Source organism: Dechloromonas denitrificans (genome assembly GCF_020510685.1).
GTDB classification, from domain to species: domain Bacteria; phylum Pseudomonadota; class Gammaproteobacteria; order Burkholderiales; family Rhodocyclaceae; genus Azonexus; species Azonexus denitrificans_A.
Window position 1 is genome coordinate 872,474 of record NZ_CP075185.1, and the last position, 15,150, is coordinate 887,623.

Below are 15,150 nucleotides of genomic sequence, written 5' to 3' on the forward strand. Positions count from 1 at the left end.
GGGGCTGAATGGAAACGCTCGATGACCTCTTTCTCCGTCTTGAGCAACTTAATGAAATCGGCGCTTCACTTTCCAGCGAGCGTAATCTGAATCTGCTGCTGGAAAAAATACTGCTTGCCGCCAAGACCATTACCCGGGCCGATGGTGGGACGCTGTATCTCCTTTCCGAAGACCGGCAGCACCTGCATTTCGAGATTGTCCGGACGAATTCGCTGGGCATCGCCTTCGGTGGCTCAAGTGGCCAGCCGACTTCCGGCAACTTTCCCGATCTCGCTCTCTACCGCGACGATGGTACGCCGAATGACAGCCTGGTGGCCGCCTATGCCGCCATTACCGGTCGGACGGTCAATATCGCAGACGCCTATGCGGCGGACGGTTTCGATTTTTCCGGAACGCGCAAATTCGACGAGCGCACCGGCTATCGCTCACAGTCGTTCCTGACGGTGCCGATGAAAAACCATGAAGGCGAGATCATCGGTGTCCTGCAGCTGATCAACGCCCTCGACCCGCAACGGCGCGTTGTTGAATTCTCCCAGGCCGACCAGCGCCTGGCCGAGTCGCTCGCCTCACAGGCGGCCATCGCCTTGACCAACCGCCAACTTGTGCAGCAGCTCGAAACCCTGTTTGAAGCCTTCATCAAGCTGATCAATCTGGCGATCGACGAAAAGTCGCCTTACACCGGCGGCCATTGCCAGCGCGTCCCGGAGCTGACGATGATGCTGGCCGAAGCGGCCGAGGCTACGTCGGAAGGCCCGCTTGCCGATTTCAAACTGACCGACAGCGAGCGCTACGAACTGCGCATCGCCGCCCTGTTGCACGACTGTGGCAAGGTGACGACGCCAGTGCATGTCGTCGACAAGGCAACCAAGCTGCAGACGATTTACGATCGCATCAATCTGATCGATACGCGCTTCGAGGTGATCAAACGCGATGCCGAGGTGCGCAAATGGCGGAGCATTGCAGAAGGCAAGGATGCCGTTGAAGCCGAAGCGATCTATCGTGGTTTTTGCCTCCAATGCGATGTCGACCGCAGTGTTCTGCGTCAGGCGAATATTGGCAGCGAAAACATGAGTGATGAAGATATCGCGCGTGTCAAAAAAATTGGCGCGGGCTATCGCTGGCGTAATGTCGACGGCGATGAGGTTGCTTTTCTGACCGACGACGAACTTGAAAACCTGACCATTCGCAGCGGCACCCTGACTCAGCCGGAACGCGAAATCATCAACCACCACATCGTTGCCACGATCCGGATGCTGGAACAGCTACCCTGGCCGAAGCATCTGAAAAATGTCCCGGAATACGCCGGTGGTCACCACGAGCGGATGGACGGCACAGGCTACCCGAAAGGTCTCCGGCGCGACCAGATGAGCTGGCAAGCCAGGATGATGGGCATTGCCGATATTTTCGAGGCACTGACCGCCAAAGATAGGCCGTACAAGGAAGGGATGAGGCTGTCGGAGGCGCTAAGCATTCTCGAAAACTTCAAGAACAACGGACACATTGATCCGGAACTACATGAGGTATTCGTACGGAGAGCGGTTTACCGGGAATATGCAGGGTTTTTTTTGGGGACGCAACAGGTGGATTGCTGAATGAAATGATTTCCTGGAGGGTGGCTAATCGGAAAGTGGCTATATCGATATGGGACTATTAATGCTGGGAGCAAAGTCGACACCATTTTCTAACCTATCAATGGAAAAAACTCGGTTCAGTCGGAGAGGTGTAGATGTTTGACATATAGATGAGTCCATTGAGGAAACTGCCAATTCTCAATCAGGAAGATGAGGATAAGCGATAGGATCAAGTGAACTTGTGGCACTGAACTGCCACCGAAAAGGTAGTGCCAAGAATAGGGAGGCCGCATTAGTGACCTCGCATAGCCCACCACTTCGGGCGGCCCACCAATGAAAGCACCGAGCTTTGCTGGGGATGCCTACCGCCAACATTTGCTTGTCTCAAAAATGAAAATGCCGATCAGTTAATACTGAACGGCATTTTTTGAAGATGGCAGCTTTATCTACATTTGGACTAGTTGCCGATATCTGGAATTATGGGCACGCAAAGGTCTTGGCCAAGTTTGCACGGTGAGCAGCGGTAGTGTCGTTGCATGCAACCGCCCAAGTAACGGCCGAATTACCGACGCTCGGAGTGTAGGTCACGGTGCTGGTGTCATAACCTGTTCCGACGCCTTGAATCGTTGCCACAATCGCGCCGGTGGCTGCGGTAACAGTAATGCCGGAAACTTCGGTCGTTCCAGTCGGGGCACCTTGCAGGCCCAGAGAGGTCCAGCCGTCGCCAGGCAGATTGGCAAGGCCCCCATTTTCTTGAGCAAACATCGCTACCGCGGTCTTGATCGGATCGGCGGCAACGTTAACCTTCGCCAGTTTGGCGCGCGTCACGTAGTCCTGATACTGAGGAATGGCTACGGCAGCGAGAATGCCGATAATTGCCACAACAATCATTAATTCGATAAGGGTGAAACCTTGTTGTACCCGTTTCATGGAAAGCTCCTTTGGCAAAAGGCGGGGAAATCCGCTGATGAAATACAACCAATTTCTATGCCAGCTTTGCCTTCTCAGCTTTGCCTATAAATAACCTTTATTTTTCAGTTGATTGGGTGTGCTCTGTGCAAGCTGGGGCTAAATTCCGAAAATGGCGGCAATAGATACTGCCAAAAATAGTCAGTTTAATGTTCCCTGTTTGGTCAGTTGCGCCCCCTCGGTTGACGGTGAGGGCCAATGGCTTGATTTCATGCGGCGATTTTTTTCGAAGTCAAGTAGCGCACGGGCTGTTGGATGGCCATGGCTTGCCGCCTGGGTAAGGGCTATTTCCGCTTCCTGCTGCCGATTTAGCGCAGTAAACGACACAAATTGATCATATTCGAGCATCCCCAATGCCGCAGCGGTTGTCGTGTGGGTGCTCGCCGTCGTCAGGTCAGCGAGTGCAAGTTCATGTTGCCCGAGGTTCTGATGCGCTTTTGCACGGCCACTATAGCCTTCAAAAGAAGAGGGAAGGCGTGAAACAACGCGGTTCATGTCGGCTAGTGCATCAAATGGCGAGTTTTCTTTTAGTCGTTGAATTCCTCGGTTATAGAAAATCCGCTCGGTGCCCGGCAGGTCCGGCGATGTCAACTTGGCAGCCGCATCGTTCCAAAGCGACCTGTCGTTTTTCAGGCTAAGCAAGCGGTCTCGGCTCATGAAAAATGATATGGAGAGTACGATGATGGAACAACATATCATGGCCCGAGTGGACAGCCTTGCCAGTGTCAGGCATCCAGAAAGGGCGATGATGATGCCGGGAGCCCAAATGTAGCTTCGATAGAGAACAAAAGGTTCCTGGAATCGTATTGACACAAGTTCGGTAGCGAAGAGCAGCCAGAAATAAAGCATTCCCCAGCCGATGATTCCGAGGGGGCCTCTACGTTGAACCAGGAAAGCTCCGCTAGCAGCGAAGGCGACAAAGGCGCCAAGTTTTACAGTAATCCATATAGGAGTCCAGCTGGATGAGAAGTCTACCCGGATGTCAGCAGACATTATCCGTACGTCCGGAAATAGCCAGCTTTTCAGGTAATCAAAAAATAAACCAGTTTGGGTCACTCCACTGATCAGCCATTGCATTATTTGGGAGTCGGCGACCGGGATTGCATTGATGAAGGTTGCTGAATCGGGTTCGTAGGATGTGCCGATGACCCCCTTGACTGTAAGGATGACTAGGATGGCAGACGGAAGGCAGAGGCCGGCGAAAACGGCGGCCTTTGCCAAGTTCTTTCGCCAGGGCGCTTCATGCAGCAGGGTAAGGAGCAAGGCCGATGCGGGCAGCATGATGGCATGCTCCTTGGAGTAAATCGCAAGGCTGTAGAAAAGAGCCGCTGTAATCGCATCGGAAATACGGTTTCTTGCTAGGCTTCGCCAGTAGAACCAGAGGGACAGCAGTGAAAAAAGAGTGGCGAACAGAATTGTTCTTTGGACCAGATATCCGGCCCCGTAGACCGCAACCGGATGAATAGCGAAGAACAGGCTGCCTGCGGCAGCAAGCAGCGTTGCATTGGGAGGTGGAGCCTCACCGATTTCTTTCAGCCAGGTACCAAGCAGGCGAAATAGTAGAAATGTGTTGATGAGGTGGAGCAGCAGGCTGATGATGCGGTGTACTTCTATGCTCTTCCAGATAACTTCCGTGAAGCCAAGCGTGAAATAAGGGAAATTGCGTGGAGTAAGGTTGAAAGGCCTGATGGCGTGATCATAGATCGACAGGTTTGTGAATAAATTGTGATCGTCGAAGACAATTGAATTGTCGAGGAACGGGGCATAAAGGGCGATAACTGCCGCCGCGATGAGCAGAAAACTCAAGGCTTGCCAACCCAAAGCGGTAACTTTTCGATGAGTTTGTTTCACTGTTTAAGTGCTCACTTGGCTGTCTTTGTTGAGGTGACCAGGTACATGACTTCGGAGTATGTCATTCGGAAAAAATAGATCCGCCATTTATTGTCACTTTGATTTGCCCGCTCGGAGGCTTCGTCTCCATATAAATAGCACAGGCACTCAGCGGTGAGCAGGTGGCCGGCAATAAGCTATTTCCCAAACGTTTGTTGTGCTATCCAAGTATTTAACGTGCCGGTCAGGTCGTTAACCAATAACCCTTGTCTTCCCGCTACCCAGCCATGAATCGGCCCATCCGGGCGTTTCGCCAACACGTCACCGATCAGTGCTTCAGCAGTCACGTGGTCGTTAATCAGCCCGAGTTCATCCTGTAATTGCGACAGTGCAGCAAGGTAGGGCGGGAGGCGCTTGCTGGGTAGCAATGGGGCGAAAAATTCCAGGGTGTAGCGCAGCTTCTTGAAGCTGATCCGCATCCGATGGCGTTCTTCCGGGCTGAGTGTCGCGTGTCGGGTGGCGAGTTTTCTGGCGCGCCGGGCGTGGCTGGCGATGCGTTCGGCGGCAAATTCCTTGAGCGGCATCGGCAAGGTGTCGGTGAGAGCGTAGATTGCCGATGTGAATTCGACCAGCAGGCGGGGATATTCGCTGACGGCGAGCAGGCGGATGATCGAGCGGCGGGCACTTTTGGCGCGCTGGCGGGCTTCGTTGCGCAGGCGTTTGATGTCGCGGTTATCGGGGAAGGCGGCCTGGATGGGCGGCAGGGTTTCTTCGAGAAAGACGTCCCAGTTGCGGGCATCGCCGAGCGCGCTGGCCAGCGTCTGCCAGGTCTGGCCGTAGGCCGTGACAAATTCCGGCGGCAGGACGGGGGCGAAGAGTTTGATCGCCGAACGCAGCCGTCGCAAGGCAACGCGGGCCTGGTGGATGAATTCGGCTTCGCCTCCCGCAAGCAGGCCATTTTCATTGCGCTGAAAGTGTTCGAGGCAGCCGAGGGCGATGCTGCGGAAGGCTTCGACCGGTGTCATTTGCCCGTTGATGGTTGCCGCTTTGGCCTTGAACGGGCTGGGCGGCACCTTGTTGTACAGGTTGTAGCCGCGCTCGGCCTTGCTGGCGATGGCCGGGTGGAGGTCGAGTTGTTCCTGCAGTTTGCGGGTCAGGCCGAAGATGTCGTCGATCTTGCCGGAGAGCAGCTCGAGCTCGATTTCGCAGATCGGCGTGCTGTTGCCCCGGCTTTCGATATTGCCGCGATCAACCGCCAATTCGATCAGGGATTCGCCAAACGGGACGTTCCAGATCTGCCGCCGGAAGTCGGTGGTGAAGATCGGTTCGAGGTCGCCGGTCGATTGTTCGAGGAATTGGCGCAGATCATCGGCGTCGACATGGCTGAAGTCGAATACACCCGGCGTGGCTTGGGCTTCCCACTCGCTGCGCATGGCCAGGCCGCCGCTCGCCGGTTCGGCGGATTTGACGGTGAGCAGCCACTGCCAGCCTTTCTTGCGGAAACGGACCGCGATGCGTTTGGCCTGCAGGTCGAGTTTCGGCGTGTCGAAATAGGTATTCAGCAAGTGTTGCTTTTGTGGCTTGATGCCGGCAAGCAGCGGGTGGCTTGCCAGCTTCTTGGCGGTCTTCGCTGTGAGTTGCAGCTTTAACTCGATTTCGATGCTCATGTCGGCTTAGTTCCTTGGCACGGCTGGGCCGGTGGCGCCGTCAAAGCCCAGGTCGGGCAGGGTGGCGAGCTCTTCGGCGGTTTGCACGCCTTCGGCGATTACGGTCAGGCCGATATTATGCGCGATGCTGCACAATCCTTTGAGGAATGCCTGATTCCCTTGCTGGGTATCGATGGCCCGGACGAAACTGCCATCGACCTTGAGATAGTCGAGGCCGATGTCATGCAGGCGGCCGATTTCACTGAAACGCCGGCCAAAGTGTTCGATTCCGAGACGGCAACCCAGCGGCCGCAGCGTATTGCAGAAGGCCTGGAATTCGGCAAAGTGCTGGAAGGCGCCGACTTCCGAAACTTCCAGCCAGAGCCGAGGGGCCAGTTCCTTGCGGGCAGCGATCAGCGATTGCAGACGGCTGCGGAAGCTGGCGACGAGAATCGACTCGCCGGAGAGGTTGACCGCCACAGCCGCGGCGCCGGCGGCAATGCGCTCCAGCGCCAGCCGGACGGCGGCGAGGTCGAGTTCGGTGGTCATCGAGAGACGCGAGGCCATCGGCATGAAGCTGCCGGCCGCCAGCCATTCGCCGCCTTCGCTGGCTTGCAGGCGAAGCGGGCATTCAAGGTGGAGCAGTTGGCCGCTGTTGCCGGCGACCGGAAATTCGATCAGGCGCAGGCGCTGGGTTTCGATGGCGCCGTCGAGCAGCTTCTTCCAGTCGGCATTCGACGTGGTGCGCTGCTCGCCGCTGATTTCGGCGCGGCACCAGGCCAGATTTCCCTGGCCCTCGGCCGTCGCCAGCGCGGCATCGAGCCGGGAAAACAGGCTGCCAATGCTCTGGCCGTGCAGATAAAGGCCGCTGGCGAGGTGACCGACCTGTTCGCTGTCGATCATCCCGGCCGCCACCAGATCGCGCAAGGCGTCGAGCAGCTTTGTGGCGGGCTGGCTCGGGTCCTGGACGCCCGGCAGCAGCAGGGCAAAATCGGCACCGTTCAGGCGAGCCGCCGCGGCGCCCGGCTTGTCGGCCGCGAGTTCCTGCAGGGTGGCACCGAGCCGGCGGAGCAGGGCGTCGGCCGTCTCGCGTCCGGCCCGCCGGTTGATGCCGGCCAAGTCCGCCAGGCGGAGGAGCAGCAGGCTGCCGGTCGGGGCGGCATCGTCGTCGCTCAGCGCGGCATCCAGCTGATTGAGGAAGAACGCCCGGTTGGCGAGGCCGGTCAGGCTGTCGAGCGTCGCTTCGCGGCGCAGCTTGTCGAGCCGCGCAGCCTCCTCGGCGAACATCGCATTCAGCCGGTCGACCATGGCATTCATTGCACTGGCCACGCTTTTCAGTTCCGGCGTCGATGGCACGGCGATGCTGACGAAGCGTCGTTCGCTGATTGCCTGTGCCTGGCCGACCACGGCATCAAGCGGCCGCTTAATGCGGCGTAGCACCTGCATGCCGAGCAGGCCCATGATGGCGCCACCGCCAATGAACCAGAGCAGCAGATTGATCGCGCCACGCCAGAGTTCGCGGTAGGCGAACTGGCTGTGGCTGACCAGCTCGACCGTTCCGAACTGGTTCCAGCCGTTGGAAACCTGGGCCTGGCCGGGCTGCGATTCGATCGGGAAAACCTTGACGAACCAGGCCGGAGCATCGCCAGCCGCAGGCGGGCTGAGCTTTTCGATCATCACCTTGCCTTCCGGGTCGATCAGGCGCACGGCAGCGTATTGGCCACTGTCGAAAACAGCGGCCACCTGGAGTTCGACGGTGACCGGGTCCTTGTCGAGTTGCGACATCGAGAGCGCCAGCGAGGCGGCATTGTCGTTGTTCTTGATCGCCAATTGCTGCGTCAGATATTGCCGGGCGGTCAGCATGCTGGCCACGAAGCTGCCGGCGAAGGCGATGATGGTGCTCGCGATGACGGCGAGCCAGAGTTGTCGAAATAGGGACATGGTGATTACCTCACTCGAAGCTTTCGGCGCGCGCTCGTGCCAGCAAGTCCTGCCAGCGCGAGAGATTGCTCTTGCTGGACTGGTTGCCGGTACCCTGCCAAAGGCCCGCACTGTTAAAACTGAAAATAGGGGCAAGATCCGTCCGTCGCGAGGCCGGGCGAATCTCGGTATTCAGGTTGTCGAGGACCAGCGGGTCGGCATTCGGTGTGGCGTAATAAGCCAGAACCATGTGCGCCTGCAGAGTCGGCCCGGCCGGGCCTTCTTGCCGGGCCTTGACATAAACGAGCCGGAGTTTGCTGACTGGAATGCCGAGGTCGAGCAGCGAGTAGTACTTGGCAATCGAAAAGTCTTCGCAATCGCCGCGCCCCTGGCCAATCAGCTCGATCGGGGTCGCCCAGTAATCGGTTTGCCCCCAGATGCTGGTGTCGTCGTCAAAGACGATCCGCCGATTGAAGAAATCGTTGACCCGGCGCAGTTTGTCCGGCTCGGCGGCATTTTTTCCATTGGCCAGCATTTTCTGCCAATCGGCCAGAAGCCCTGCCTGGCCGGGGCCGAAGCGACTGATCAGGACTTGTTGCAAACGATCGAAATCCAGGCCGAATGCTGTCTCAAGGCCGCACAGAGCCAGCCCGCCAGTCAGGGCGCCAATGACCAGCAAGCGGGACAGCACAGGGCTCTGAGATAAATACTTCAAATCATTCGATTCTTGGCGGCGAGTGCGGAATATTACACATTCCAATAGTCAGGGTATCCCTACAATCGGCTCAAATAAATTTTAAATTATCCCCTTATGACCTCCCCCAAAGTCCTCTCTTTACTGATTTGCCTCGTTTTCCCCGCCATCGCTCCGGCCGCCGACCTTCCGTCGACCTTGAAAGAGGTAGCCCAGCAAGCGGTATTGAACAGTCCGGAAGTCACCTCGAAGTGGCATAACTACAAGGCGGCCGAGGAAGAAATCGGCGTCGCCCGCGGCGGCTACTTCCCGCGCGTTGATCTGACGGCCGGCGGTGGCCGGGAAAGCCTCAAGCAGCCGCCAAGCAACCAGCGAAACGATTACTCGCGCAATGGCTACCTGCTCAGCCTGAACCAGATGCTTTTCGATGGCTTTGCTACCCGCAACGAAGTTCGTCGTCTCGACAAAGCCCGCCTGGTCCGCTATTACGAACTGCTCGACGCCTCCGAAACCGTCGCCCTCGAAGCGGCGCGGGCCTATCTTGATGTGCTGCGCTACCGTTTTCTGGTCAATCTGGCCGAAGACAACTACGTTCAGCACAAGGCCACTCAGGAACAACTTCTCCGGCGCACCCAGTCCGGCGTCGGCCGTCGCGTCGACCTCGAACAGGCGGGCAGCCGCCTGGCCTTGGCCGAAATCAACCTGACCACAGAAACCGCCAACCTGCACGACGTCTCGGCGCGCTACCAGCGCCTGGTCGGCAGCCTGCCCCCGGGCGTCGTCATTCCCCCCGGTCAGCTCGGCAGCGGTGTTCCAGTTAACCCGAAAGTCGCCCTCGATGCGCTCTACAAGAACAATCCGGCTCTGCTCGCCGCCATTGAAAACACCGAAGCTGCCCAGTACGACATCAACGCCCGGCGTGCTGCCTATTCTCCCCGGCTCGATTTCCGGGCGCGGACCGACAACACCAGCAATTACCTTGGTGTCGATGGCGACCGCAATTACAACGTCGCCGAGCTGGTTGTCAGCTGGAATCTGTTCAATGGCGGCGCGGACCGGGCTCGCGAAAAGCAGTACGTTGAACGCAAGAATCTCGCCCTCGACCTGCGCGAAAAGGCCTGCCGCGATACTCGGCAGACCTTGCTCATCGCCTATAACGACGTGCAGCGCCTGAAGCAACAAACCAACTATCTTGCCACCCAGGTCAGCCTGCTCGAGAAGACGCGCGATGCCTACCGGGATCAGTTCAACGTCGGCCAGCGAACCCTGCTCGACCTGCTCGATACCGAAAACGAACTGCTCAGTGCCCGGCGCAATGCGGTCAACGCCGATTCCGACCTGAGTCTTTCCTACCTCCGGACCTATGCCGGCATGGGGACGCTGCTCCAGACGCTTGGCTTGCAAAAGCTCGACAGCCGCGATCCGGAATCCGGCGAGCTTGCTCAGGCTGATGTCAGCCAGCTCTGCCCCAGCGAAGCCATCGCCGCCGCGGCACCGGACCGTGAGGCACTCAACGCCCGCGCCATGGCCTTGCTTGACAGCAAGCCGGCGGTTGTCCCGGTGCCTGTCCAGGTGTTGCGTCCGGAAAAGCGCATTGACCCCGCGGAGCAAGCCCCGGGGCGTCGCATGGGGCAGTAACAAGCCTCTCGGGCGGCGCGATAAACCATGAAAAAGGCCCTGCGTTTGATGCAGGGCCTTTTTGCTGATGGGTGCCAGTCAGTCTTGCAGTGCCGAATTCAGCGTGTAAGTGCCGGTCAGGCAGGCTTCGGCCAGAACATGACCCTGAATGGTGGCACGGACTTCCGGTCCGCCAAATTTTCCTTCGACGGGCAGTGTTTCGATATCCAGCGCATAGACGGTAAAGACGTAGCGGTGGACGATTTCATCGTTCCACGGCGGGCACGGGCCATCGTAGCCGTAGTAGTCGCCGCTCATGTCGTGATCGCCAGCGAACCAGTTGGTGTAATTGTTGATTCCCTGCCGACTGCCCCGGCTGGTCTGTGGCCCCGGTTTGCCACGCGGCGTCACGTCGTGACTGAATTCGCCTTCGTTGATGGCGTTGACGGAAGCTGGCAGATCAATCAGCACCCAGTGAAAGAAGTCGACGCGGGGCAATGAGGCGGGAATGGTGCGGCCGTCTTGGTTGACATCGTCGCCCTGGCTCGGGACATCGGGGTCGTGGCAGATCAAGGCAAAGGATTTGGTGTCAGCCGGTACATCGATCCAGGCAAGTTGCGGGTTGAGGTTCTTGCCCAGACAAACGTGATGGGCCGGATCGGGAATGCAAAAGGAAAACTCGCCGGGAATTTTTTGCCCGTCGGCGAAGCTGGTGCTGGTCAGTTTCATCGATGCATCTCCTGTTATGTCGCCGCCCGGCGTTTGAAGTCGCGCAGGCGGAAGCCGAGAATCCACAGTGTAGCGAAATAGGCCGCCATGCCAAGCACTACCAGCCATGAAAGATGGATGATCCGATCAAGCGTGCCACCCTGCAACCACCCGCTTTCCTGGCCCATGGCGAACCACAGGGCAAGGGCCATGACGGTCATCGCGCCGATCAGCTTGAGGACGAAGCCGAGCCAGCCGGGTTGCGGCGTGTAGATGTTGTGCCGGCGCAGGCCGCGATAGAGCAAGCCGGCATTCAGGCAGGCGGCCAGGCCGATCGAAAGGGCGAGACCGGCATGACCGATCCAGCCGATGAAAAGCAGGTTCATGACCTGGGTGGCGAAGAGGGAAATCAAGGCAATGCGAACCGGGGTCCTGACGTTCTGGCGGGCATAAAATCCCGGGGCCAGGACCTTGACCAGTATCAGTCCGGTCAGTCCGACCGCGTAGGCGACCAGCGCCTCGCGGGTGCGGAACACGTCATCCACCGAAAAGGCGCCGTGGAAGAACAGGGTGGCGATCAAGGGCACGGCCAGTATGGCCAGGGCGACCGCGGCCGGGGCGGCCAGCAGCAAGGTCAGGCGCAGGCCCCAGTCGAGCAGCTTTGAGTATTCGCCGTGATTCTCGCTGGCGTGATAGCGCGACAGCGAAGGCAGCAGGATGGTGCCAAGAGCAGCTCCCAACAGGCCGGACGGGAATTCCATCAGGCGGTCGGCGTAGTAGAGCCAGGAAACGCTGCCGGTCTTGAGAAAAGACGCAAAAATGGTGTTGATCAACAGGCTGATCTGCGACACCGAAACGCCGATCAGGGCCGGTCCCATCAGGGTCAGAATCCGGCGCACTCCGGGGTCGGCCCAGGCCGCGCGCCAGTTCAGCGAAGGCCGCGGCAGCATGGCAATTTTCTTGAGCGCCGGGATCTGGATGGCCAGTTGCAGCAGGCCGCCGAGAAAAACTGCCCAGGCCAGCACGAGGACTGGCGGGTCGAAATAGGGGGCCGCGAACAATGCCATGCCGATGAAGGCAATGTTCAGCAGCACCGGGGTGAAGGCCGGCAGCGCGAAGCGGCTCCAGGTATTGAGAATGCCGCCGGAGAGCGCGACCAGGGACATGAACAGGATGTACGGAAAGGTGATCCGGGTGAGTGTTACGGTCAGTTCGAACTTGCCGGCGTCGGCGGCGAAACCGGGGGCGGAAATCCAGACCAGCACGGGTGCCGTGGCAATGCCGATGGCTGTGACGAGGAACAGGGCCATGGCCAGCAGGCTGGCGACATGGTCGATCAGTCCGTGGGTTTCGTCATCGCCGCGCTTGTTTTTGTATTCGCCGAGTATCGGCACGAAAGCCTGCGAGAAAGCGCCCTCGGCAAACATCCGGCGGAGCAGGTTGGGCAGCTTGAAGGCGACGAAAAATGCATCGGTCGCCAGGCCGGCACCAAATGCCCGGGCAATCACGAAGTCCCGGACGAAACCGAGTATGCGGGAGAGGAGTGTCATACCGCTGACCGTGGCCAGCGCGCGGAGCAGATTCATCGGTGGGAAATGTGGCTTGCACGGGAGGGCGAAAGAGCCGTGATTCTACGCTGTGCCGCATCAATCGGACGGCCGGGCGAGTGGGTAAGGTTTTGACGGCAACGGGCGTCGGAAAAGAAAAAGCCCACCGCTGAGGGTGGGCTATTCAGATGGTGCCGCTTGCCGGAATCGAACTGGCGACCTTTTCATTACGAATGAACTGCTCTACCAACTGAGCTAAAGCGGCTTCCAAGGGCGCGGATAATACAATACGACTGGCGTTCGGGCAAGCAGCAGAGGCCGGGGCTGCGCGTTTGTCAGTCTTTATTCAGCGCGCACTTACCTGATTGCGCCCGGCCCGCTTGGCGGCGTAAAGCCTGATATCCGCGGCCTGGAGAAGTTGCAGCGGCATGCTGCCGCTATTGGGCTGGGTACTGGCGACGCCGAAACTGCACGATACCAGGCCGCCGACGCCCGAGTCGTGGGGGATGCAGAGTTCCCGGGCCGAGCGGCGCATGCGTTCGGCAACGGCTTGGGCGCCACCGGTGTCGGTGCCTGGCAATATTGCGGCAAACTCCTCGCCACCGTAGCGCGCGACCATGTCTTCGACCCGGAACAGCGACTCGTTCAGCGAACTGGCGACCGCCCTGAGGCAGGCATCCCCGGCTTGATGGCCGTAAAGATCGTTGAATTGCTTGAAAAAATCGACATCGCCAATAATGATGCTGAGCGGACTTTCGGTCCGGGCGCAGCGTTTCCATTCGGTGACCAGCGTTTCGTCGAAGTGGCGGCGGTTGGGAATGTTGGTCAGTCCATCGAGTAGCGCAGTTTCCTTCAGTTGCCGATGGGCTGCGTGGATTTCGCGCTGCATGGCGACAATGCGCAGCATGGCGCGCACTTTGGCCAGTAAAACGACTTCCGAAATCGGCTTGTAGAGAAAATCGTCGCCGCCCGCCAAAATGCCGCGGGCCAGCACTTCTTCATCCATGATGCTGGAGAGAAAGACGATGGGGGTCCAGTTGGTCAGTCCATCCGGGGTGATCAGGTGTTCCCAGATGCGCATTTCCCGGGCCAGCGAAATGCAATCGGTGTCCTGCAGGGCGATATCGAGCAGGACGAGGCTGGGTGAACATTCGCGGAAGGCTGTCAAAGCCTGTGCGCCATCGCTGACGGCCAGTGGTTCGATTTCCGGGAGTTGGGACAGGCACTCGCAAATCAGGGCGCGATTGGCTGCCGAGGCATCGACGACGAGTACCGTGCTCTTGCTTCTATCGAACATCACCTGAATCGTTGTCCGGGAGTGCGCTGCGATGAATGGATTTCCCACTCATCATAGCACCCGTCCGGCTTAGCTTGGTCGATTGGCTGGTGAGGCCAGCGAGTCAGTGGAGTCGGAGGCTTTCGGTCATCTCTTCAGGTGTGCTGTCGGCTTCAACGAAATAACCGCTCAGCGGGCAGATCCGATCTGGCGGGCATTCATGCTCGCGCGCGCATTCAGCCTGTGTTTCATCGGTGAGAACCATTTCACGTACCGCTTCGCAACGTGAGATAGGGGAATCAAAGGTTGTCATGACAGCCTCCCGTTGGTTTGTGACAAGCAACATCAAGTAGTTAGTTCACTCTAGTTGTCGCGCGTACCAAAAGCCAAAATATTCGTCATGCGGCACTGGTGTTTGTGGCTCAGATTGCGCGATGAGGCTTTTTTCTTCTCACGGTCAGCGAGTAAGATGATGTTTTTTGCTCCATACGGTACCGTCTGGAATGGGCGCCGGTTTCGGCTGACTGAGCTTTTCAAGGAGAGAGTAGATATGCAATTAAAAGACAAGGTATTTCTGGTTACCGGCGCCGGCTCCGGTCTGGGTGCAGCGACGGCCCGGGCATTGGCCGAGGCGGGGGCGAAGGTTGTTCTGGCTGACCTGAATCGTGATGCCGGTGAAAAGCTGGCGGCCGAACTCGGGGCCGGCGCCTGTTTCGTCGAAACCGATGTGGCCAGCGAGAGTTCTGCGGTGAACGCCGTGCAGACGGCCATTGCCAAATTTGGCGGCTTACAGGGGCTGGTCAATTGCGCCGGCGTCGCGCCGGCTGAAAAGGTCGTCGGCAAGGAAGGTCCGCACCGGCTGGAGAGTTTCGCCAAGGTGATCAATATCAATCTGGTCGGCACTTTCAACATGATTCGCCTGGCTGCCGAGGCAATGCTGAAAGGCGAGCCGGATGCCGGCGGCGAGCGCGGGGTGATCATCAATACCGCCTCCGTGGCTGCCTACGAGGGCCAGTTGGGGCAGGCCGCCTATGCCGCCTCCAAGGGCGGTATCGTCGCCTTGACCCTGCCGGTGGCCCGTGAGCTCGCCCGTAGTGGTATCCGCTGCATGACCATCGCGCCAGGCATCATGGAAACCCCGATGCTGCTCGGCATGCCGCCGGAGGTTCAGGATTCCCTGAACAAGATGGTGCCGTTCCCGACCCGCATGGGCAAGCCGGCCGAATATGCTGCTTTGGTCAAGCACATTGCCGAGAATTCCTACCTCAATGGCGAGGTGATCCGTCTCGATGGCGCCATCCGCATGGGAGTCAAATAAACTATACTTCGGCTCCGCCATTGACCAAAAAGGCACTTCGGTGCCTTTTTTATT

12 protein-coding genes and 1 tRNA gene are annotated in these 15,150 nt (G+C 58.6%); 3 read left to right on the forward strand and 10 right to left on the reverse strand.

Annotated elements, in window-relative coordinates:
- The first annotated feature begins 8 nt into the window (after positions 1-8).
- Positions 9-1,592, forward strand: coding sequence for a GAF and HD-GYP domain-containing protein (locus KI611_RS04305; protein ID WP_226418604.1), 1,584 nt, complete (start codon positions 9-11; stop codon positions 1,590-1,592).
- 456 nt (positions 1,593-2,048) lie between these two features.
- On the opposite strand, the gene KI611_RS04310 is transcribed toward KI611_RS04305, so the two are convergent.
- From KI611_RS04310 to KI611_RS04335, 5 genes are all read right to left on the reverse strand, one after another.
- The gene (locus tag KI611_RS04310) at positions 2,049-2,501 is read right to left on the reverse strand and encodes a pilin (protein ID WP_319002325.1); all 453 of its coding nucleotides are present in this window, start codon (positions 2,499-2,501) and stop codon (positions 2,049-2,051) included.
- A gap of 180 nt (positions 2,502-2,681) precedes the next feature.
- Entirely contained in the window at positions 2,682-4,391 is a 1,710-nt protein-coding gene (locus KI611_RS04320; protein WP_226418605.1) for a glycosyltransferase family 39 protein, read from the reverse strand.
- 176 nt (positions 4,392-4,567) lie between these two features.
- A complete protein-coding gene (locus tag KI611_RS04325) occupies positions 4,568-6,037 on the reverse strand; it encodes a CYTH and CHAD domain-containing protein (RefSeq protein ID WP_226418606.1) in 1,470 nt (489 codons plus the stop codon).
- Between the two features lie 6 nt (positions 6,038-6,043).
- On the reverse strand, positions 6,044-7,957 hold the full coding sequence (locus tag KI611_RS04330; protein WP_226418607.1) for an EAL domain-containing protein: 1,914 nt from the start codon (positions 7,955-7,957) through the stop codon (positions 6,044-6,046).
- A gap of 10 nt (positions 7,958-7,967) precedes the next feature.
- Entirely contained in the window at positions 7,968-8,627 is a 660-nt protein-coding gene (locus KI611_RS04335; protein WP_226418608.1) for a transglutaminase-like cysteine peptidase, read from the reverse strand.
- Positions 8,628-8,747: 120 nt separating this feature from the next.
- Here KI611_RS04335 and KI611_RS04340 point away from each other — a divergent pair, with 120 nt between their 5' ends.
- Entirely contained in the window at positions 8,748-10,268 is a 1,521-nt protein-coding gene (locus KI611_RS04340; RefSeq protein ID WP_226418609.1) for a TolC family outer membrane protein, read from the forward strand.
- Positions 10,269-10,346: 78 nt separating this feature from the next.
- Here the strand turns inward: KI611_RS04340 and KI611_RS04345 are convergent, their stop codons facing one another.
- The 5 genes from KI611_RS04345 to KI611_RS04365 form a co-directional block, all read right to left on the reverse strand.
- Positions 10,347-10,976 carry a YbhB/YbcL family Raf kinase inhibitor-like protein gene (locus KI611_RS04345; protein ID WP_226418610.1) on the reverse strand — a complete coding sequence of 210 codons (630 nt, stop codon included), beginning with the start codon at positions 10,974-10,976 and terminating at the stop codon, positions 10,347-10,349.
- A gap of 14 nt (positions 10,977-10,990) precedes the next feature.
- Positions 10,991-12,541, reverse strand: coding sequence for a murein biosynthesis integral membrane protein MurJ (murJ, locus tag KI611_RS04350; RefSeq protein ID WP_226418611.1), 1,551 nt, complete (start codon positions 12,539-12,541; stop codon positions 10,991-10,993).
- A 150-nt stretch (positions 12,542-12,691) separates the two neighbouring features.
- Positions 12,692-12,767: transfer RNA gene (locus KI611_RS04355), tRNA-Thr, on the reverse strand.
- Positions 12,768-12,848: 81 nt separating this feature from the next.
- Positions 12,849-13,799 (reverse strand): diguanylate cyclase, encoded by a 951-nt coding sequence (locus KI611_RS04360; RefSeq protein ID WP_226418612.1) that lies wholly within the window; start codon positions 13,797-13,799, stop codon positions 12,849-12,851.
- A gap of 103 nt (positions 13,800-13,902) precedes the next feature.
- Complete coding sequence (locus KI611_RS04365; RefSeq protein ID WP_226418613.1) at positions 13,903-14,091, reverse strand: hypothetical protein; 189 nt, start codon at positions 14,089-14,091, stop codon at positions 13,903-13,905.
- A gap of 237 nt (positions 14,092-14,328) precedes the next feature.
- Here KI611_RS04365 and KI611_RS04370 point away from each other — a divergent pair, with 237 nt between their 5' ends.
- Complete coding sequence (locus KI611_RS04370; protein WP_226418614.1) at positions 14,329-15,096, forward strand: 3-hydroxyacyl-CoA dehydrogenase; 768 nt, start codon at positions 14,329-14,331, stop codon at positions 15,094-15,096.
- Positions 15,097-15,150: the final 54 nt, after the last annotated feature.

Coding starts and splice junctions, on each gene's coding strand:
- KI611_RS04370 (WP_226418614.1), top strand. CDS start 14,329: ATGCAATTAAAAGACAAGGTATTTCTGGTTACCGGCGCCGGCTCCGGT.
- KI611_RS04330 (WP_226418607.1), bottom strand. CDS start 7,957: ATGTCCCTATTTCGACAACTCTGGCTCGCCGTCATCGCGAGCACCATC.
- KI611_RS04325 (WP_226418606.1), bottom strand. CDS start 6,037: ATGAGCATCGAAATCGAGTTAAAGCTGCAACTCACAGCGAAGACCGCC.
- KI611_RS04340 (WP_226418609.1), top strand. CDS start 8,748: ATGACCTCCCCCAAAGTCCTCTCTTTACTGATTTGCCTCGTTTTCCCC.
- KI611_RS04310 (WP_319002325.1), bottom strand. CDS start 2,501: ATGAAACGGGTACAACAAGGTTTCACCCTTATCGAATTAATGATTGTT.
- murJ (WP_226418611.1), bottom strand. CDS start 12,541: ATGAATCTGCTCCGCGCGCTGGCCACGGTCAGCGGTATGACACTCCTC.
- KI611_RS04305 (WP_226418604.1), top strand. CDS start 9: ATGGAAACGCTCGATGACCTCTTTCTCCGTCTTGAGCAACTTAATGAA.
- KI611_RS04360 (WP_226418612.1), bottom strand. CDS start 13,799: ATGTTCGATAGAAGCAAGAGCACGGTACTCGTCGTCGATGCCTCGGCA.
- KI611_RS04345 (WP_226418610.1), bottom strand. CDS start 10,976: ATGAAACTGACCAGCACCAGCTTCGCCGACGGGCAAAAAATTCCCGGC.
- KI611_RS04365 (WP_226418613.1), bottom strand. CDS start 14,091: ATGACAACCTTTGATTCCCCTATCTCACGTTGCGAAGCGGTACGTGAA.